This is a genomic window from Cupriavidus sp. FW305-3-2-15-C-LB2 (assembly GCF_058787575.1).
Genome location: NZ_JBYSZW010000091.1, coordinates 1 through 18,611 on the forward strand (window position 1 = coordinate 1; position 18,611 = coordinate 18,611).

General features: G+C 69.3%; 16 protein-coding genes. 6 read left to right on the forward strand and 10 right to left on the reverse strand.

Annotated features, from left to right (window positions below):
• Positions 1-727, forward strand: a 727-nt coding sequence (locus tag AC3WRR_RS35105) for a uracil-DNA glycosylase (RefSeq protein ID WP_492299488.1), incomplete at its 5' end; no start/stop codon positions are given.
• 4 nt (positions 728-731) lie between these two features.
• On the opposite strand, the gene AC3WRR_RS35110 is transcribed toward AC3WRR_RS35105, so the two are convergent.
• On the reverse strand, positions 732-1,010 hold the full coding sequence (locus tag AC3WRR_RS35110) for an acylphosphatase (protein WP_010809896.1): 279 nt from the start codon (positions 1,008-1,010) through the stop codon (positions 732-734).
• A gap of 211 nt (positions 1,011-1,221) precedes the next feature.
• Here AC3WRR_RS35110 and AC3WRR_RS35115 point away from each other — a divergent pair, with 211 nt between their 5' ends.
• On the forward strand, positions 1,222-2,973 hold the full coding sequence (locus AC3WRR_RS35115; RefSeq protein ID WP_176844250.1) for an ABC transporter permease: 1,752 nt from the start codon (positions 1,222-1,224) through the stop codon (positions 2,971-2,973).
• Between the two features lie 7 nt (positions 2,974-2,980).
• Entirely contained in the window at positions 2,981-4,312 is a 1,332-nt protein-coding gene (locus AC3WRR_RS35120; protein ID WP_492299491.1) for an ABC transporter ATP-binding protein, read from the forward strand.
• A 10-nt stretch (positions 4,313-4,322) separates the two neighbouring features.
• Here the strand turns inward: AC3WRR_RS35120 and AC3WRR_RS35125 are convergent, their stop codons facing one another.
• The 5 genes from AC3WRR_RS35125 to AC3WRR_RS35145 form a co-directional block, all read right to left on the reverse strand.
• Positions 4,323-6,710 carry an FUSC family protein gene (locus AC3WRR_RS35125; protein ID WP_454750850.1) on the reverse strand — a complete coding sequence of 796 codons (2,388 nt, stop codon included), beginning with the start codon at positions 6,708-6,710 and terminating at the stop codon, positions 4,323-4,325.
• Between the two features lie 50 nt (positions 6,711-6,760).
• Positions 6,761-8,575: a M61 family metallopeptidase gene (locus AC3WRR_RS35130; protein WP_492299493.1), complete on the reverse strand. Its 1,815-nt coding sequence runs from the start codon at positions 8,573-8,575 to the stop codon at positions 6,761-6,763.
• A 76-nt stretch (positions 8,576-8,651) separates the two neighbouring features.
• Entirely contained in the window at positions 8,652-9,656 is a 1,005-nt protein-coding gene (gene acuI, locus AC3WRR_RS35135) for an acrylyl-CoA reductase (NADPH) (protein ID WP_439671021.1), read from the reverse strand.
• A gap of 112 nt (positions 9,657-9,768) precedes the next feature.
• A complete protein-coding gene (locus AC3WRR_RS35140; RefSeq protein ID WP_011616111.1) occupies positions 9,769-10,527 on the reverse strand; it encodes a DsbC family protein in 759 nt (252 codons plus the stop codon).
• 51 nt (positions 10,528-10,578) lie between these two features.
• Positions 10,579-11,874 (reverse strand): UbiH/UbiF family hydroxylase, encoded by a 1,296-nt coding sequence (locus AC3WRR_RS35145; RefSeq protein ID WP_492299495.1) that lies wholly within the window; start codon positions 11,872-11,874, stop codon positions 10,579-10,581.
• 112 nt (positions 11,875-11,986) lie between these two features.
• Here AC3WRR_RS35145 and ychF point away from each other — a divergent pair, with 112 nt between their 5' ends.
• Entirely contained in the window at positions 11,987-13,078 is a 1,092-nt protein-coding gene (ychF, locus tag AC3WRR_RS35150) for a redox-regulated ATPase YchF (protein WP_010809888.1), read from the forward strand.
• A gap of 74 nt (positions 13,079-13,152) precedes the next feature.
• On the opposite strand, the gene AC3WRR_RS35155 is transcribed toward ychF, so the two are convergent.
• Genes AC3WRR_RS35155 through AC3WRR_RS35165 form a run of 3 tightly spaced genes read right to left on the reverse strand, consistent with a single transcriptional unit; the run spans position 13,153 to position 15,787 of the window.
• A complete protein-coding gene (locus tag AC3WRR_RS35155; RefSeq protein ID WP_010809887.1) occupies positions 13,153-13,650 on the reverse strand; it encodes a GDYXXLXY domain-containing protein in 498 nt (165 codons plus the stop codon).
• Positions 13,647-14,765 (reverse strand): DUF4401 domain-containing protein, encoded by a 1,119-nt coding sequence (locus AC3WRR_RS35160; RefSeq protein WP_010809886.1) that lies wholly within the window; start codon positions 14,763-14,765, stop codon positions 13,647-13,649. The genes AC3WRR_RS35155 and AC3WRR_RS35160 overlap by 4 nt, the downstream gene beginning before the upstream one ends.
• Positions 14,762-15,787: a DUF2157 domain-containing protein gene (locus AC3WRR_RS35165; protein WP_439671023.1), complete on the reverse strand. Its 1,026-nt coding sequence runs from the start codon at positions 15,785-15,787 to the stop codon at positions 14,762-14,764. The genes AC3WRR_RS35160 and AC3WRR_RS35165 overlap by 4 nt, the downstream gene beginning before the upstream one ends.
• 155 nt (positions 15,788-15,942) lie before the next feature.
• Here AC3WRR_RS35165 and AC3WRR_RS35170 point away from each other — a divergent pair, with 155 nt between their 5' ends.
• The gene (locus AC3WRR_RS35170; RefSeq protein WP_010809884.1) at positions 15,943-16,743 is read left to right on the forward strand and encodes a 5'-methylthioadenosine/adenosylhomocysteine nucleosidase; all 801 of its coding nucleotides are present in this window, start codon (positions 15,943-15,945) and stop codon (positions 16,741-16,743) included.
• 49 nt (positions 16,744-16,792) lie between these two features.
• Here the strand turns inward: AC3WRR_RS35170 and AC3WRR_RS35175 are convergent, their stop codons facing one another.
• On the reverse strand, positions 16,793-17,038 hold the full coding sequence (locus AC3WRR_RS35175; protein WP_010809883.1) for a hypothetical protein: 246 nt from the start codon (positions 17,036-17,038) through the stop codon (positions 16,793-16,795).
• Positions 17,039-17,218: 180 nt separating this feature from the next.
• Between AC3WRR_RS35175 and hemA the strand changes: the two genes are divergently transcribed.
• Positions 17,219-18,523, forward strand: coding sequence for a glutamyl-tRNA reductase (gene hemA, locus AC3WRR_RS35180; protein WP_439668304.1), 1,305 nt, complete (start codon positions 17,219-17,221; stop codon positions 18,521-18,523).
• Positions 18,524-18,611: the final 88 nt, after the last annotated feature.

Consider the following 18,611-nt stretch of genomic DNA (forward strand, 5'->3'; position numbering starts at 1 on the left):
GTCCCCTGCCGCCAGCCTGCAGGCCCAGGCCGACGCCCTGCCCGCCGCCTGGCGCACATTGCTGGACCCGTGCATCCGCGTGCCGGCGTGGCAGGAGCTGGCCGCCTTTGTCGACGGCGAACGTGCCGCCGGCAAGCCGGTATTCCCGCACCATGTCTTCCACGCGCTGCACCTGACCCCGCCCGACGCGGTCAAGGTGGTGATCCTGGGCCAGGACCCCTACCACGGCACCGGCACGGTCGGCGGCGTTGAGCTGCCGCAGGCGCACGGGCTGGCGTTCTCGGTGCCGGAAGGCATCAAGGTGCCGCCCAGCCTGCGCAACATCTTCAAGGAAATCGCCGCGGAGTTCGGTGCCAACGACAACTGCGCGCCGCGCGCCTCCGGCAACCTGGAAGGCTGGGCGCGCCAGGGCGTGCTGCTGCTCAACACCGTGCTGACGGTGGAACAGGGCCAGGCCGCCAGCCATGCGCGGCGAGGCTGGGAAGCCGTCACCGATTGCCTGATCCAGAACCTCGCCGCCAGCCGCCCGAGTCTTGTGTTCATGCTGTGGGGCAGCCACGCGCAGGCCAAGAAGCCGCTGCTGGGCGCCGGCCACTGCGTGCTGGAAGCGCCGCATCCGTCGCCGCTGTCGGCGCACCGGGGCTTCCTGGGCTGCGGGCACTTCCGCGAGGCCAACCGCTGGCTGGAAGCGAACGGCCGCACGCCGGTCGACTGGACCGCGGCCTAGTCCATCAGATCGTCGGCCGGAATTCGAAACCGGCAAACTCCCCTTCCCCAGGCCCGACCTCGACCAGCGTCACCTGCGCGGCCGGCGGGCCCTGTTCCATCCACGCCTGCAGGGCTTCGAGCTGCCTGACCGTGCCGTGCGCCATCACCTCGACGGTGCCGTCGAGCCGGTTGCGCACCCAGCCGCCAAGCTCAAGGTCGTCCGCCGCGTCGGCGCAGGCGGCGCGGTAGCCCACGCCCTGCACGCGCCCATGCGCGACCAGGCGCCAGGTTTCCTTCTTCATGGCTTTTCCCTTTGGGCGCACGCCGGCAGCGTGCGCGATCTGTCATCCACACCAAGTAAACTAGACCGCCATGCCGGGCGTTACAAAGGGATGCGCGCCGCCCGGCGTGAAGCCGGCGGCATGCGGGCTTTGCCATTGTCCGCCAGGGCCGCGAATCAGGGCTGGGCCACAAGCCTTGCCATCCAAGCTCGATACAGCCCGAGAAGCGCCCATGATGCCACCCGCCGACCGCCGCGCGGCCCCGCCCGCCCCTGGCTTTGACAGCCAGCTGCTGCGCGCCCCGCCCAACCGCTTCGACCTGGCCCTGCTGCCGATCATCCTGGCCGTGATCGTGATGATCGCGTTCACCGCGCAGCAGATGAACGCCCCGTTCCAGCCCGACCAGCAGCTGGCGGTGCACCTGGACGTGGCCTACCTGCCCTACTACCTGATGCGCACCAGCATCCGCATGCTGGCGGCGCTGGCGGCGTCGCTGCTGTTCTCGCTGGCGTTTGCCGCGCTGGCGTCAAAGAGCCGCACGGCGGAGAAGGTGCTGGTGCCGGCGCTGGACATCCTGCAGTCGATACCCGTGCTGGGCTTCCTGTCGATCACCGTGACCGGCTTTATCGCCCTCTTTCCCGGCAATATCGCAGGGGTCGAGTGCGCGGCGATCTTCGCCATCTTCACCTCGCAGGCGTGGAACATGGCGTTCAGCCTGTACCAGTCGTTCCGCACCATCCCGGGCGATTTGATGGAAGCGGCGGCCATGTTCCGGCTGTCGCCGTGGCAGCGCTTCTGGCGGCTGGAAGTGCCGTTCGCCATGCCGGGGCTGCTGTGGAACATGATGATGTCGATGTCCGGCGGCTGGTTCTTCGTGGTGGCGTCCGAGGCGATCTCGGTATCCGGCCACGACATCCGCCTGCCTGGGATCGGCTCCTATATCGCGCTGGCGATCCAGCAACAGGACCTGGCCGCGATCGGCTGGGCCATCCTGGCGATGCTGGCGGGCATCCTGCTGTACGACCAGCTGCTGTTCCGCCCGCTGGTGGCATGGGCCGACCGCTTCCGCTTCGAGACCCTGGCGCAGGACAAGCTGCCGCAGTCGTGGCTGCTGGACCTGCTGCGCCGCTCGGCGTGGGTGGGTGCAGTGCTGGCGCAGACGGCGGCGCTGGCCGGGCGCACGCTGGCGTGGGGCGCGCGCCGCGGGCAGGCCCCGGCGCAGCCGGACAATCCGCGGCGCGCGCTTTGGTTCGGCCGCGTGCGCGACGCCGTGATCGTGCTGGTGGCATTGGCCGCGTTGCTGCGCGTGGGCTACTTCGTGCACAGCGAGGTGGGCTGGGCCGAAGTCGGCCATGTGCTGTGGCTCGGCACGATCACGATGGTGCGCGTGGTGGTGCTGATCGCGCTGGCGGCGCTGGTGTGGGTGCCGATCGGCATCCGCATCGGCCTGAGCCCGGAACTGGCGCGCATTGCCCAGCCGATCGCGCAGTTCCTGGCCGCCTTCCCGGCCAACCTGATGTTCCCGCTGGCGGTGATGCTGATCGTGCGCTTCGGGCTGAACCCGGAGATCTGGCTGAGCCCGCTGCTGATCTTCGGCACGCAGTGGTACATCCTGTTCAACGTGGTCGCGGGGGCGTCGGGCATTCCCACCGAACTGAAGCTCGCCGCGCGCAATTTCGGCCTGCGTGGCTGGCTGCTGTGGAAGCGCTTCCTGATCCCCGCGGTGTTCCCGAGCCTGCTGACCGGGCTGGTGACCGCCGCCGGCGGCTCGTGGAACGCGAGCATCGTGTCCGAGTACGTGACCTGGGGCGACCGCACCATCGTCGCCACCGGGCTCGGCAGCTACATCGCCGAGACCACCGCGCGCGGCGACTTCCCGCGCATTGCGCTGGGCATAGTCGTGATGGCGCTGTTCGTGGTCGGCTTCAACCGGCTGCTGTGGAACCGCCTGTATCAACTCGCGCAAGAGCGCACCCGCTTGTAAGGCAACGATGGCAGAGAACATTGCATCCACCGCCGCCCCCGCCGTGATCGAGCTGCGCGGCGTCGGCAAGATCTTCCGCACCGCCAGCCAGAGCGACCGTGCCGTGCTCGAAGGCGTGGACCTGACGCTGCGCGAGGGCGAGATCGTCGCCATGCTGGGCAAGTCCGGCTCGGGCAAGTCCACGCTGTTGCGCATCATGGCCGGGCTGGTCGGCGCCGACCGCGGCGAGGTGGACTTTCGCGGCGAACGGCTGGCCGGCACCGCCGAGGGCATCGCCATGGTGTTCCAGTCGTTCGCGCTGTTCCCGTGGCTGACGGTGCAGCAGAACGTTGAGCTGGGGCTCGAGGCCCAGGGCGTGCCCAGGGCCGAGCGCGAGCGCCGCGCCGAGGCCGCGATCGACATGATCGGGCTGGCCGGCTTCAACAGCGCACTGCCGCGCGAGCTGTCGGGCGGCATGCGCCAGCGCGTGGGCATTGCGCGCGCGCTGGTGACCGAGCCGGACCTGCTGCTGATGGATGAAGCATTCTCGGCCCTGGACGTGCTGACCGGCGAGACCCTGCGCGACGAGATGCTGGCGCTGTGGGAAAGCGGCCGTGCCAATATCAGGAGCATCCTGATCGTCTCGCACAATATCGAAGAGGCAGTGATGATGGCCGACCGCATCGTGATCCTGTCGAGCGACCCGGGCAGCATCCGCGCCGAGGTGCCAGTGGCGCTGCCGCGTCCGCGCAACCGCGACAGCGCGCAGGTGCGCGCGCTGGTCGACGAGATCTACGCGCTGATGACCGCCCCCGCCGCGGAAGCGCGCCTGCCCGCGCAAGCGCCCGCGCGCCAGATCGCCTACCGGCTGCCGGACGCCGACATCAGCCAGATGGAAGCGATCCTCGACCTGCTGTGCGAGGCACCCTTCAACTGCCGCGCCGACCTGCCCCACCTGGCCGACGAAGCCGGCCTCACCGACGACGAACTGCTGCCTGCGTGCGAAGCGCTGCAGCTGGTGCAACTGGTGTCGATCGAGCGCGGCGACATCGCCGCCACCGGGGCCGGCCGCGCCTGGTACGCCGCCGGGCCGCAGCAACGCAAGGTGATGTTCGGCCAGCAGTTGCTGGGCAACGTCGCACTGGCCGCGCATATCCGCCGCGAACTGGTGGCCAGCGAGGCCGGCGAGATCCGCGAAGAACAGGTGCTGCACGAACTGGAGCAGTTCCTGAAGCCCGCCGAGGCCGAGCGCGTGCTCAGCGTGGCGATCGGCTGGGGGCGCTACGGCGAGATCTACGAGTACCGCTACAACAGCGGCATGCTGACACTGCCCGAGGAAGAGCTGCCCGAGGCGCCGTAAGCCACCAGGCTCAGACGCGCGCCCGTATGGCGCGCCCGATGGCCCCCGTGCGCAGCGCGATCTTGGCCGCATCCTCGCGCAACGCGCGCAGGCGGCGATCCAGCACCGCATTGGCCGGACGGCCGGTGGAGCTGGCGGTGGGACCAGCCTCATGGCTGGATTCGCCGGCGGCGGCCGCGTGCACCAGCACGTCGGTGCGGCGCTTGTCGGCCGAATCGGCCAGGCGGGCGCGGCGTTCGGCGACGGCATCCTCGGCGACTTCGACGCTGACGGTGGCCGCCACTGGTTCGGCATCGGCGACAGCTTCAGCGGGAGTTTCCTCCGCCTTGTCCGCGGCGGCAGGCGCTGCCTCCTTGCGTTCCAACGGCGTCTTCCCGCTGCGGATAAAGCCCGCGCCACGGCCGCCGCCCCGCTCATCGGCATGCAGCCGCTCGCTGGCCACCTGCAGGCTGTGGCTGGCGGCCTCGGTGGCCTGCTCGATCGCGGCTTCCGCGGCCGGGATATCGAGCTCGTCATAGTGCTGGCGCACCTGGATGCGCGCCGCCGCCACGTGCGCGGCCACCAGGTAGTTCTGCACGATAAAGCGGTTCAGGTTGTCCACCGCACGGTGCCGGCTCTTGGGCTCGTCCAGCATGCGCTGGAACGACGAGATCAGCGCCGACAGGTTGTCCATAAACTGCTTGCGCTGCACGCGGTAGGCAAAGTCATCCTTGGTCCTACGCAGCAGCAGGTCGCGCGTGGCGCCGATATAGCGGCGGTTGGCCTGCAGCACGCCCTCCACCAGCTTGGGGATGGCGCGGTATTCCCAGCTCGGCAGCACAAAGCTGAACAGCGAGGCGATGATGCCGCCGATCACGGTATCCACCAGCCGCTCGCCCGCCACCGTGGGACTTCCCGGCATCAGCAGGTGGATCTGGATCAGCACCTGGATGCAGGCGGCAATCGCGGTGTAGCGGTACTTGATGGTCACGAACGCGGCGCTGGCCACCAGCGACAGGAACAGCACGCCCAGCAGGATCAGCGGCTGGTGCACCACCTTCAGGATCGCGACCGCGACCACGCAGCCAATCAGCGTGCCGATCAGGCGGTCGTTGTAGCGCTGCTTGGTCATGCTGAAGTTGGGCTTCAGGATGACGATGATGGTCAGCAGGATCCAGTAGCTGTGCGACACATAGGGCAGGTGCTCGGCAATCCACAGCCCCAGCGACACCGCCATCGAGATCCGCAGCGAGAAGCGGAACGCCGGCGAACTCCACTTCAGGTTGTCGCGCAGCACGCTGAACTCATACTTCTGGCGCGTCAGGAACGGCGTCATGTCCGAGCCGGGCAGCACCCTGGCCGGCTCCACCGGCGTGCGCGACGCTTCGTGCAGCTGGCCGACCAGCGTGATCGCGCCGCGCATCATGTCGAGCGTATCGACCAGCGCCGTCATCGCCGCCGGGTTGATATGGTGGTGGCGAAATTGCTCGACCTCGGCCTCGACCGCGCGCAGGCCCTGGCGATATTCCACCGTGGCGTACGAGGCGCGGCCGCGCGTGATCTCGTAGGCGATCTCTTCCACGTCCTTGCACATCTGCAGCACCAGCCCGCGCAGATGGTCCAGCACCGGCGTGCCGGCAAAGGTCTGGCGCAGCAGCGGATAGTCGGTGTTGGTCGACAGGATATACTCGTACAGGTCGAGCATGCGCAGGTGCACCTGCACCAGCAGCCCGTCGTGCGGAGTGCGGTTGCCGCGCAGCACCAGGTCGCGCGCGGCCTGCTGGCGCTCGGCCACCACGATCTGCTGGCGCACCAGCTGGTTGAACTGGGCCTCGTAGTCGTTGCCGGCGTCGTAGAAGCCGGCCTTGATCTCGAGATAGCCGGCCAGCTCATACAACGATTCGGCCAGCACCTGCTGCTTGGTGCGGCGCTCGGTGATCCAGCTCACCAGCATCGCATAGCCGAGATAAGCGACCGCGCCGATGCTGAACAGCGCCGCGTGCTCCAGCGCGCGCCGCACCAGGAAGTCTTCGTTGATGGTCAGCGTCATCACGAACAGCGCCGCGAACTGCAGCGGCAGCGTCTTGTTGCCGTACACCGTCATCATGCCGGCCAGGAACGTCACCAGCACCAGCAGGAACGGCATCACGCGCGGGAACGGCGTGGCCAGCGCCACCACCAGCGTGACCACGCTGCACAGCAGCACGCTGGCCATCATCTCGTTGAACTTGTGGTTCAGCGGGCTGGGCAGGTCCATCAGGCTGGTGCACAGCGCCCCCATCGACACCACCATCGCGGTGGGCAGGTCGCTGAAGTGCAGCGCGATCAGCGTGGCGCCGATCACCCCGGTGGCCGAGCGCAGCCCCCGGTAGATGTAGTGCGAATACAGGAAGGTGCGGGGATCGTGCGCGTATTGCATGCAGCGGGGGCGATGGCGTGCGGTGGCGGGTGTGGCAGCGGAAAACTAGTTCACTGGCCCAGCCAGCGCGAACGCGCCGCGTGCCGTCCGCTCTCGAGCTTCACCTTGAACTGCGCCGCCGGCTCGCGTGCCAGCGTCACCGGCAGCACCTGCAGCTCGTCGCGGCGGAAGGCGTGCAGCTCGATGCGGTCGCCGCTACGGTAGCGCGCCAGCAGCTTGTCGATCTGGCCCGGCGCCACGCGCAGGCCGTCAATCGCCACCAGCAGGTCGCCGGCGGACAGGCCGGCGGCCTGCGCGGCGCCGCCGTCGAACACCTGCGCCACGCGCACCCAGCCCTCATCGCTCTTGACCTTGATACCCAGCGCCGCGGTGCGCGCCGGCTTCTGCGCATCGGCCTTGACGCCGAACGTTTTGAACAGCGCCGGCAGCGGCAGCTCGCCGGTGCCTTCGGTCAGCGAGCGCAGCAGCGGCCCCATGCGCAGGCCGGTGACTTCATCGAACAGCGCATGGACCTCGGCCTCGGTCACGCCGCGCTGCACCGCGCCCGGCGCGTAGAAGCCGCGGCCGTAGCGGCGCCACAGCGCGCGCATGACATCGTCCAGCGAGCGTCGCCCGCGGGTCTTGTCGCGAATGGTCAGGTCCAGCGCCAGCGCCACCAGCGAACCCTTGGTGTAGTAGCTGACGATGGCGTTGGGGGCGTTCTCGTCCTGGCGGTAGTACTTGGTCCAGGCATCGAAGGAGCTTTCCGCCACGCTCTGCTTGGTGCGGCCGCTGCCGCGCAGCACGCCGTTCCAGGTCTTGGCCAGCATCTCGATGTACTGCTCGTCGGTGATGCAGCCGGAGCGCACCAGCACCAGGTCGTCGTAGTAACTGGTGAAACCCTCGAACAGCCACAGCAGCGGCGTGTAGGTTTCCTCGGCCAGCCGGTACGGCACGAACGCGGCCGGCTTGATGCGCTTGACGTTCCAGGTGTGGAAATACTCGTGGCTGCACAGCCCGAGGAAGGTGCGGTAGCCCTCGCTGGTATCGCTGTCGCCGCGCACCGGCAGGTCATTGCGCGCGCATATCAGCGCGGTGCTGGCACGGTGTTCCAGGCCGCCGTAGCCGTCGCTGGTGACCATCGTCATGAAGACGTAGCGGCGGTTGCTGTCCAGGAACGGCGCCTGCGCGGTCTTGGGCTCGAACAGCCGGATCTGCGCTTCGCAGATCCGCTTCAGGTCGCGGCACACGCGCTCGAGGTCAAGCTGCGGCACGCGCCCGGTGAAGACCACGTCGTGCTGCGCGCCGCAGGCGCGGAAGCTGGCCAGCTGGAAGGTGCCCATCTCGACCGGATGATCGACCAGCTCATCGTAGTCGGCCACCTGGTAGCGGCCGAAGCCGTAGCGCTTCGCGCCTGCGCGGCCGGGCGCTTCGCGCATGGCGGTGGCGACGCGCCAGCCGCGATAGGCCTCGCCGGCGGGCGCATGGATATCGACGGTGCATGGCCGCTCGGCCTGCCCGTCCACGCACAGGAACACCGAGCTGCCGTTGAAGAAGCCGTGGGTGGTGTCCAGGTGCGCCGCGCGCACCGACAGGTCCCAGGCATAGACCTCGTAGCTGAGCGTCAGCGGGCCGTCGGCCAGGCTGACCGGCGCGGCCTGCCAGCGCTGCTTGTCGAGCTTGGTCAGCCTGACCTCGCGCCCGCCCGCATCGGCGCGGATGCGCACGATATTGCGCGCGAAGTCCCGGATCATGTAGCTGCCCGGGATCCAGGCCGGCAGCGAGAAACACTGGCCGGCGGGATCGGGCTCGCTCACGGTGACGGTGACGGCAAACAGGTGCGCTTCAGGCTGAAGCGGGGCGATGGCGTAGCGGATCGGCGTCATGGGCAGGATTGTAACGTCGGCGCCAGGACACGGATGCAGCGCCGACGCGGTGGTGCATCAGGGCGACGGTGCGCGATCAGCCGCGATTCACATCCACCACCACGCGCCCGCGCATGCCGCCTTCCATGATCTTGCGGCCCGCCTCGATCGCATCGCCCAGGCCGATCTCGCGCGTCAGCGCATTGAGCCGGTCCGGCTCCAGGTCGCCGGCCAGGCGCTGCCAGGCCTGCTCGCGCAGCGGCATCGCCGCCATCACACTGTCGATGCCGTGCAAGGTGATGCCGCGCAGGATGAACGGCGCCACCGACCCCGGGAAGTCAAGGCCCTGCGCCAGCCCGCACGCCGTCACCACGCCGCCGTAGCGCACCTGGGCGCAGGCATTGACCAGCGTGTGCGAGCCGACCGAGTCGACCACCGCGGCCCAGCGCTCCTTTTGCAGCGGCTTGCCGGGTACGCCCAGCTCAGCACGGTCGATCACGTCATCGGCGCCCAGCGCCTTCAGGAAATCCGCCTCCCGGGTCTTGCCGGTCGAGGCCACCACCTTGTAGCCAAGCTTGCTCAGCAGCGAGATCGCCACCGTCCCCACCCCGCCGGAGGCGCCGGTCACCAGCACCTCGCCATCGCCGGGGCGCACCGGGCCGTCGACGCCGCCGCGCTCCAGCGCCAGCACCGACAGCATCGCGGTATAGCCCGCGGTGCCGATCGCCATGGCCTGGCGCGTGGTGAAGGCGCCGGGCAGGCGCACCAGCCAGTCGCCCTTCAGGCGCGCGCGCTGCGCAAGGCAGCCCCAATGCGTCTCGCCCACGCCGTAGCCGTTGAGCACTACCTTGTCGCCTGCCTTCCAGCGCGGGTGCGCGGATTCCAGCACCGTGCCGGCGCCGTCGATGCCCGCCACCATCGGCCACTTGCGCACCACCGGCGAGCGGCCCGTGATCGCCAGCCCGTCCTTGAAGTTGATGGTGGAGTAGTCGACGGCAACCAGCACGTCGCCGTCGGCGGGCAGCTGCGCCTCGTCGAGCGTGGCGATACTGGCCTGGGTGGCGCCGTCGGCCTGGGTCAGCAGCAATGCCTGGAAGGTCATGGTGTCTCCTTTGTCGCCTGCCGGCGATCGCATGGAATCAGGGAAAAGGCAGAATGCAGAACGGCCGGACAAGTCCGGCCGTCGATCGGGCCGGTACAGGTCCGGCGCGCGCTTATTTCTTGATGCTGGCGAGCTTGCGTTCCAGCGTGGCGACATCCGCCGCGCCGGGAATGCGGGTGCCGTCGGTGAAGAACACCGCCGGAGTGCCGGTCACGTTCATGCTGTGGCCCAATGCCAGGTTTTCTTCCAGCGGGGTCTTGCAGCTGCCGTTGCCGGTCAGCGCCACCTGCTTGAGCATCCAGTCGCGCCAGGCCTTGGTGCGGTCGGACGCGCACCAGACCTGCTTGGCCTTGGTTTCGGAATCCGGCGACAGCACCGGGTACAGGAAGGTGTACACGGTGATGTTGTCCATCTGCTGGAAGGTCTGCTCGATGCGCTTGCAATAGCCGCAGTTGGGGTCGGAGAACACCGCCACCTGGCGGCTGCCATCGCCCTTGGTCCACTTGATCGCGCGCGCCAGCGGCAGGTCCGACCACTTGATGCGGTTGATCTCGGCCAGCCGCTCCTCGGTCAGGTTGGTGCCGGTGCGGGTGTCGATCATCTCGCCGTTCAGGATGTAGCGGCCCGAGGCGTCGGTGTAGACCACCTGCCCGCCGATATTGGCCTCGAACAGGCCCGGCACCGGGGTCTTGCTCACGCTCTTCACTTCAGCACGGCCGCCCACCATCTTCTGCAGCGACTCCTTGATGCGGTCGGTGCCGGGCTCGCCCGCGGCCATGGCATGCAGCGCGAAGCCCGCCGCGGCCAGCCCGCCGGCGATGGCGGTGATCGCGGCGCTCATGGCGGGGCGGCGGCGCAGGAATGGGAACATGTGGACTCCAGAGTATTCGGTAAAGGGATCGGAACGTTGGCGCGGCCGCGGTCAGCCAAGCGCGCGCGCGATCAGGAAGCGCTTGAGCAAGGACTGGCCGCCGACCGCGCGCATGCCGGTGTTGCGCACCACGCGCGCGACGCCGCCCGGCAACGAGAACAACCGGTGCAGTCCGTCGGTGGCCGCGGTCAGCGCAAGCAAATCGGTGGCGCGGGCGCGCTCGTAGCGGCGCAGCAAGCGCAGGTCGCCCTCGCTGCGGAAAGGTTCTTTGTCGGCCATCACGCGGCCAAGTTCCGCGACGTCGCGCAGGCCCAGGTTCATGCCCTGGCCGGCCAGCGGATGCAACACGTGGGCGGCGTCGCCCACCAGCGCCACGTGCGGCTGCACGAACTGGTCGGCACGCTGCAGCACCAGCGGGAAGCCCTGCGCCGGGGTCACGCAGCGCAGCGCGCCGAACTGCGCGCCGACCGCGCCGCTGGCGCCCTGCATCACCGTGGCGGCGAGCGCCTCGGGCGACAGCGCCAGCAGCTCGCGCGCGTGGGCCTCTTCGGCGGCCCAGACCATCGACACATGGTTGTCCGGCAGCGGCAGCAGCGCCAGCACTTCGCCGTTGGCGGGTTCCTCGTCGGCCATCAGCTTTTCGGGCGCGCCCAGGAACCACTGCCACGCGGTTTCCTGGTGCGGGCGCTCGCAGGCGAAATTGGCGACCACGCCCAGCTGGCGGTACTTGCGCGTGCTGACGCCGATGTGGCATTGCTGGCGCAGCCAGGAGCGCGCGCCGTCGGCACCGACCACGCAGGCCGTGCGCAGCTTCTCGCCATTGCCCAGGGTCAGCGTGACGCCGTCAGGATCGCGCTCGAACGCGCTCGCCGTGGCGTCGTGCCAGGTCACCTGGTGCTGGAAGCCCAGCGCTGTGTCGAGCGCGCGCGCGACGTGGCTGGATTCGATGATCCACGCCAGCTGCGGCACCGCGGCCGCGTAGGCCGAGAAATGCAGGTCCCCGTCCAGGCTGGGCGAGGTCTCGGCCGCGCTGACATCGCCGAACACGCGCATGTCGCGCACCGGCTGGATCCGCGCCGGGTCCAGCGCCTCCCACACCCGCATGCGCTCCAGCAGCGCCTGCGAGCTGGCCGAGAAGGCGTAGATACGGCTGTCCCAGTCATCCGGCCCCGCCGCCGTGCGGCCGCTGGCGCGGGGCGGCCTGGGCGCGACCAGCGCCACGTCCATGCCCTGCTGGGCCAGCAGCAGCGCGCAGGACTTGCCGACGATGCCGCCGCCGACGACAGCAACCTGGAAAGCGGAGGAGTTGCGCGCAGACGGGCGCGCGGACGCGTGGGATCGGGTCATGGCTGGATTATAGCCACGTCACTCCTGGCCCCGCCCCACGCCGGCTCAACCCGGCCGATGGCGAGGCCCCCATCCGCTAGAATACGGGTTTTGCAATTTCCCGCCTTCTACCATGAGCCTCCAATGCGGCATCGTCGGCCTGCCCAACGTCGGCAAGTCCACGCTGTTCAATGCCCTGACCAAGGCCGGCATCGCCGCCGAAAACTACCCGTTCTGCACCATCGAACCCAATGTGGGCGTGGTCGAAGTGCCGGATCCGAGGCTCGCCAAGCTGGCGGAGATCGTCAAGCCGGAGCGCGTGCTGCCGGCCACGGTCGAGTTCGTCGATATCGCCGGCCTGGTGGCGGGCGCCTCCAAGGGTGAAGGCCTGGGCAACCAGTTCCTGGCCAATATCCGCGAATGCGACGCCATCACCCACGTGGTGCGCTGCTTCGAGGACGATAACGTCATCCACGTTGCCGGCAAGGTGGACCCGCTGTCGGACATCGAAGTGATCAACACTGAACTCGCGCTGGCCGACCTGGCCACCGTCGAGAAGGCCCTGGCCCGCTACATCAAGCCGGCCCGCGCCGGCGACAAGGAAGCTCAGCGCCTGGTCGCCGTGCTGGAAAAGGCGCAAGCCGTGCTGGACCAGGCCAAGGCCGTGCGCACCCTGGACCTGGCGCCCGAAGAGTGGGAAGCCATCCGGCCGTTCTGCCTGATCACCGCCAAGCCGACCATGTATGTCGCCAACGTGCGTGAAGACGGCTTCGAGAACAACCCGCACCTGGACGCCGTGCGCGAGTACGCCAAGCTGACCAATTCCCCCGTGGTGTCCGTCTGCGCCGCCATCGAAGCCGAGATCGCCGACCTGGACGATGCCGACAAGGCCGAATTCCTGGCCGACCTGGGCATGGAAGAGCCCGGCCTGGACCGTGTGATCCGTGCCGGCTTCAAGCTGCTCGGCCTGCAGACCTACTTCACCGCCGGCGTCAAGGAAGTGCGCGCCTGGACCATCCACGTCGGCGACACCGCCCCCAAGGCAGCCGGCGTGATCCACACCGACTTCGAACGCGGCTTTATCCGCGCGCAGACCATCGCCTATGAAGACTTCATCAGCTTCAAGGGCGAGACCGGCGCGAAGGAAGCCGGCAAGATGCGGGCGGAAGGCAAGGAGTATGTGGTGAAGGATGGGGATGTGATGAACTTCCTGTTCAACGTCTAAGACCGCCAGACGTCATGAAAAAGCCACCGCATGCGGTGGCTTTTTCTTTTGGGCCGGGGGACATCACTTTCGCCTCACAACCTCTCCATCCCCTTCCCCCGCAACCCCACCAGCAGCGCCTGCCCGTCCGCCCCCACGCGGAATTCCCCATACTGCGCCTGCGCAAACCGCTCGCCCTGCCCCTCCTGGAAGAAATACGCATCGGTCGACACCTGCACCCGCGTGCCGCCCCAGCTCGAGCGGGCGACCTGGTAGCGCAGCAGCTGCTCCCCTGCCGCCAGCGGCTCGCCGCCGTGTACGCGCACGAAGCTGGCCACGCCCTGTTCATCGCGGCGGATCACGGCCACGCCGTCGCGGGGTGGCCGGTCGTCCTGCGTCTGAGCGGTGCGGATCTGGTTGCCGATGTCAAAGTTCAGCGCCATGTAGTCGCCCTGCATCAGCGAGCGCGGGTCGGCCGGGGCGAGCTTGAGGTAGACGGTCTCACCGCGTGCCAGCAGGCGCTCCTTGCCGGCGATGCCGGCGGCGGCAAATGCCAGCGTCAGGGCCCAGGCGATCAGGATCCAGCGTTTCATGCGGCCTCCTTGCCGGTGCGGGTGCGCAGCAGCCGGTAGCGGCCGGCCAGCAACAGTGCGCCGGCCACGGCGAGCGTGGCGGACTTGGCCAGCAGGGTCCAGTGCAGCGCGCTGTAGTACCAGATGAAACCGACAGCGATGCTGGCGATGCCCAGGCCCAGCCACGGCATCGACGCGCGGCGCAACGCCAGGCCGAGCGCGAGAACTCCTGCCACGACCGCGGGCGCGGCCGCCATCAGCGCGCCGAAGGCCGCCACGCCGGCAAGGACGGCGCCCTGCAGGGCGGGGCTGAGCGCCAGCCGGCGGCATTCGGCGAGCGCGAAGCCGGCCAGCACCACTGTGGCCAGCCCGCCCGCGACCCAGTGCGCGAGCGGGATGCGTCCGGCTTCCGGGCCGCCCAGCCAGGCCAGCGGATGGCTCATGCCGGTGACGACCAGTGCGACGGCCAGCGTGAACAGCAGCGTCGCGTCGGCCAGCGGTTCCAGCAGCGTGTGGCGGCCGGCCGCGCACAGGCGTGCTTCGGCCAGCGTGAAACCCGTCACCAGCGCGCAGCCGAGCGGCACCAGCCAGCCGAGGGACCACGTCAGCAACAGCCAGTCGTCCGGCTCGCTGCCGGCCAGGACAAGATGCACGGCGCCTGCCAGCCCGATCCATGCGCCCACCGCGCACAGCAGCCGGTGCAGCCGGTTCGGGACCAGCAAGGCGAGCGCGGCCTCGAACAGTGCCAGCCCGGCCCAGAAGCCTGCGCTCTCGGTGACGCGCGTGAAGCCCAGGGCCTCGACCAGCCCGAACACGGCCATGCCCTGCCCGCTCAGGCTCACGGCCAGCGCGAATTGCCCCGCGGCAATGCCGCCGCCACGCCAGTACAGCAGCGCGGCCAGTGCGATCATGGCCAGGCCGGTCACCGCCATGGCAATGCCGTTCTCGCGCGCGGCGACGAAGACCGTGCCGACCAGGAAGAGCTGGAAGAACAAGGCACCGAGCCAGCCGGCCGCGCCCATCAGGCAGCGCACGGCCCAGGGGGTGTGGGTGTGGTCGGGCCGCTCGCCCTGTACCTCGCCGCGTGCGGCGAGGTCCTGCCAGAGCCGTTGCCCGGTCTGCAGTTCGGTCGTCATGCCTGCTCCAGTTGGCCGCGCCAGGCACGCATCAGCCAGGCGGCCGCGCCGGCGGCAAGGCCGATGGTCACCAGCCCGAGCAGCAGGAAGGCGCCGAAATCGTCCTTGCCCTCGAACAGCACCTTGGCGATGCCGGCCACCGCCAGCACGATGCCGGTCAGGCAGGCCAGGCTCAGCACCACGATGTCGAAGGCGCGCTGGCGGAACCACCAGACCAGGGCGGCCAGGACCACCACCGCCAGCGCAAATGCAGCGCCGTCGAAATGGCTGTCCAGCAGGCTGGCCAGCCCGAGCGAGCCGGCGTGCACGCAGGCCATTGCGGCCAGCATGCGGCTGCCGGTCTGCCCACGGAAGCCCAGCGCCGGCGCCCGCGCGCACAGCAGCTGCCACAGCGCCAGTTGCAGCACCACCGCGCCCAGCAGCGCCAGCGTGGCGGTGCGTATATGGCGCGTATCGAACAGCAGCGCGAACACGCCTTCGACACCGAAGCGGATGCTGAAATAGCGCAGCAACGCCACGTTGCCGACCACGATTACCAGCCACCAGTGCGGTGCGGCGCGCGCCGCCAGCGCCCAGGGCACCGCCAGCAACGCCCATAGCGCAAACAGCTGCCAGGCGTCGGCGCCGGTCTGGTAGGTCTGCCCGATCACCGCAAGCAGCACGCCGGCGACGACCTGCGCGCCGCCCAGCGCGGCCCGGCCCGCGGTGTCGCCAGCCGGGCGCAGCCAGGCAAAGGCGGCGAGCAGCGTGAGCGCGCCGGCCAGCAGGCCGAACTTGGAAAACTTGTGGAGATCCTGCCAGTTGAAGGCGAAGAACACGATCACGCCCGCGCACAGCAGTGCGGTGCCCAGCGCAATCAGCGCCGTGTCCAGCCAGCGGCGCCAGTCGGTGGCGACGGGCTCGGTGCGCGCCCACGGCGCAGTGACGCCGGCCGCGTCCAGGCGCCCCAGTGCGCGCCAGTCGGCCAGTGCCCGGCGGATGGCGCGCCGTTCGCCGGTGGCTACGGTGGGTGTGCCTTGCATGTAAGTGTCCTTACGTGCTGAGATGACGGGGACTTTAGCAAAGCGGCGCGGGGGCCGCACCTGTTCCGTGGGAGGGTGCGGTGCGGTCGCGCTCTGATCTATGCCCGGCCTGCGCGGGCCGGTATGCTGTGGTTTTCTCGTCCTGCGCCCGCTCCATGACTCTCGGAATCCTTGCCGCCATCCATGATGAAGTCGATGGCCTGGTGGCCGCCATGCGCCATGACGACAGCCGCGCCACGGTGCGCACCATCGGCATGCGCGACTACTATGCCGGCCAGCTGCTCGGGCAGCCGTGCGTGCTGGTGCTGGCGCGCATGGGCAAGGTGGCGGCGTCGGCGACCACGGTCACGCTGATCCGCGAGTTCGGCGCGACGCAGATCGTCTTCACCGGGCTGGCCGGGGGCATTGGCGCCGGCACCAATGTCGGCGACATCGTCATCGCCGACCGCACCATCCAGCATGACCTCGACGCACGTCCGTTCTTCGGCCGCCATGAAGTGCCGCTGCTGGACCGTGCCGAGTTCCCGGCCGACCCGGCGCTGACCGCCGAGCTGGAAGCCGCCGCGCGCGAATTTCTGCAGCTGGACCTGCCTGCCGAAGTGCCGCGCGAGGTGCTGGAACGATTCGGCGTAGCCGCGCCGGCGCTGCACCACGGAATGATCGCCAGCGGCGACCAGTTCATCGGCTCACCGGCGGCGGTGACGGAGTTGCGTGAGCGGCTGCCCGGATTGCTGGCGGTGGAAATGGAAGGCGCCGCGGTGGCGCAGGTCTGCCATGAATACGGCGTGCCGTATGCCGTGATGCGGACCATTTCGGACCGGGCCGACGATAGCGCCCATGTGGACTTCGCGGCATTCCTGAAGGATGTGGCCAGTCACTATTCCAGCGGCGTGCTGCGCCGGCTGCTGGCCGGAAGAGCCAAGGCCGACACTGTTCAAACGCCGGTCCGCTTCTGATCGCGATCAAGCGGCGAGCGGATTCCCGCCGCCGCGGTCAGTTCTGTTCTTACCGCCCGCGCGGGCGCAGCGCGCCCCAGGCCCCCACCAGCAGCGCCGAGCCGGCGATCACCGCCAGCCAGCTGCTGAGCTGCCCGTCGATAAACAGGTGCAAGGCCCGGCCGCCATAGAAAGCGCCCGCCGCACCCGCCGCACCCAGCACCAGCGCGGCCGGCAGGGTCACCACGCGCCCTGCCGGATGCAGCCGGCGCGCCGCCAGCCCCACCAGCAAACCCACGATCAAGGTGCCCAGCATCCGCTTCTCCTGTGTTGTCAGCATCACAGCCGCAAGGGCTGCGGCGTAACGATACTGCAATCCGGGGCCGCTGCCATGCCCCCGCCCGGCCCCGAATGGCCCAGCGCCTGCAATTAGCGATCCCGGCGGTATAATGGCATCCGGTCCGGCCACGCGCCGGACCGTACCCGTCCCCTACAAATGCAACTGCTCGCGATCGGCATCAATCACACAACGGCACCTGTCTCGCTGCGCGAGCGGGTGGCGTTTCCGCTCGAGCAGATCAAGCCCGCGCTGGGTGCGCTGCGCTCCCACCTGTCGGGGCGCAGCGGCACCGAAGCCGCCATCCTGTCCACCTGCAACCGCACCGAGATCTACTGCGCGACCGACGTCCTGACGCCGGGCACGGATGGTTTCGAGCACACCCTGCGCTGGCTGTCGCAGCACCACAACGTGCCCGCCGGCGAACTGGCGCCGCACCTGTACGCGCTGCCGCAGTCCGAAGCCGTGCGCCATGCCTTCCGCGTGGCCAGCGGGCTGGATTCGATGGTGCTGGGCGAGACCCAGATCCTGGGCCAGCTCAAGGACGCCGTGCGCACCGCCGGCGAGGCCGGCTCGCTGGGCACGTACCTGAACCAGCTGTTCCAGCGCACCTTCGCGGTGGCCAAGGAAGTGCGCGGCCAGACCGAGATCGGCGCGCATTCGGTATCGATGGCCGCAGCCGCGGTGCGGCTGGCGCAGCGGATCTTTGAAAGCGTCTCGACCCAGCGTGTGCTGTTTATCGGCGCGGGCGAGATGATCGAACTGTGCGCCACGCACTTCGCCGCGCAGCAGCCGCGCCAGATCGTGGTGGCCAACCGCACCGTGGAACGCGGCGAAAAGCTCGCCGAGCAGCTCTCCGGCCAGGGCCTGACCGCCAACGCGATCCGCCTGACCGACCTGGGCGAGCGCCTGCATGAGTTCGATATCGTGGTGTCCTGCACCGCCAGCTCGCTGCCGATCATCGGCCTGGGCGCGGTGGAGCGCGCGGTCAAGCGCCGCAAGCACCGCCCCATCATGATGGTCGACCTGGCCGTGCCGCGCGACGTCGAGCCCGAAGTCGCGCGCCTGGACGACGTCTTCCTGTACACCGTCGACGATCTCGGCGCGATCGTGCGTGAAGGCAATGCGATGCGCCAGGCCGCGGTGGCGCAGGCCGAGGCCATCATCGAAAGCCGGGTGCAGAACTTCATGCACTGGCTGGAAACCCGCAGCGTGGTGCCGGTCATCCGCGAACTGCAGACCAACGGCGAAGCCATCCGCCAGGCCGAGCTGGAACGCGCGCGCCGCATGCTGGCACGCGGCGACGACCCCGAAGCCGTGTTGGAGGCCCTCTCCGGTGCGCTGACCCGCAAGTTCCTGCATGGCCCCACCCACGCACTGAACCACACCCAGGGCGAGGACCGCGAGGCGCTGCTGCGCCTGGTGCCGGGCCTGTTCCGCCACAGCAGCCACTCCGAGCGCTAGCCGCTCTGCCCTTGCGCCGCGCGCGCCCTGCCGCGCCGGCACGCCGCCACCCGCCCGCGGGTAGCCCCGGCCCCTGGCCCCCCTCTTT

Bases quoted from the DNA above. Each gene is read 5' to 3' on its own strand.
- AC3WRR_RS35110 (WP_010809896.1), bottom strand. From the start codon at position 1,010: ATGAAGAAGGAAACCTGGCGCCTGGTCGCGCATGGGCGCGTGCAGGGC.
- AC3WRR_RS35115 (WP_176844250.1), top strand. From the start codon at position 1,222: ATGATGCCACCCGCCGACCGCCGCGCGGCCCCGCCCGCCCCTGGCTTT.
- AC3WRR_RS35120 (WP_492299491.1), top strand. From the start codon at position 2,981: ATGGCAGAGAACATTGCATCCACCGCCGCCCCCGCCGTGATCGAGCTG.
- AC3WRR_RS35125 (WP_454750850.1), bottom strand. From the start codon at position 6,710: ATGCAATACGCGCACGATCCCCGCACCTTCCTGTATTCGCACTACATC.
- AC3WRR_RS35130 (WP_492299493.1), bottom strand. From the start codon at position 8,575: ATGACGCCGATCCGCTACGCCATCGCCCCGCTTCAGCCTGAAGCGCAC.
- acuI (WP_439671021.1), bottom strand. From the start codon at position 9,656: ATGACCTTCCAGGCATTGCTGCTGACCCAGGCCGACGGCGCCACCCAG.
- AC3WRR_RS35140 (WP_011616111.1), bottom strand. From the start codon at position 10,527: ATGTTCCCATTCCTGCGCCGCCGCCCCGCCATGAGCGCCGCGATCACC.
- AC3WRR_RS35145 (WP_492299495.1), bottom strand. From the start codon at position 11,874: ATGACCCGATCCCACGCGTCCGCGCGCCCGTCTGCGCGCAACTCCTCC.
- ychF (WP_010809888.1), top strand. From the start codon at position 11,987: ATGAGCCTCCAATGCGGCATCGTCGGCCTGCCCAACGTCGGCAAGTCC.
- AC3WRR_RS35155 (WP_010809887.1), bottom strand. From the start codon at position 13,650: ATGAAACGCTGGATCCTGATCGCCTGGGCCCTGACGCTGGCATTTGCC.
- AC3WRR_RS35160 (WP_010809886.1), bottom strand. From the start codon at position 14,765: ATGACGACCGAACTGCAGACCGGGCAACGGCTCTGGCAGGACCTCGCC.
- AC3WRR_RS35165 (WP_439671023.1), bottom strand. From the start codon at position 15,787: ATGCAAGGCACACCCACCGTAGCCACCGGCGAACGGCGCGCCATCCGC.
- AC3WRR_RS35170 (WP_010809884.1), top strand. From the start codon at position 15,943: ATGACTCTCGGAATCCTTGCCGCCATCCATGATGAAGTCGATGGCCTG.
- AC3WRR_RS35175 (WP_010809883.1), bottom strand. From the start codon at position 17,038: ATGCTGGGCACCTTGATCGTGGGTTTGCTGGTGGGGCTGGCGGCGCGC.
- hemA (WP_439668304.1), top strand. From the start codon at position 17,219: ATGCAACTGCTCGCGATCGGCATCAATCACACAACGGCACCTGTCTCG.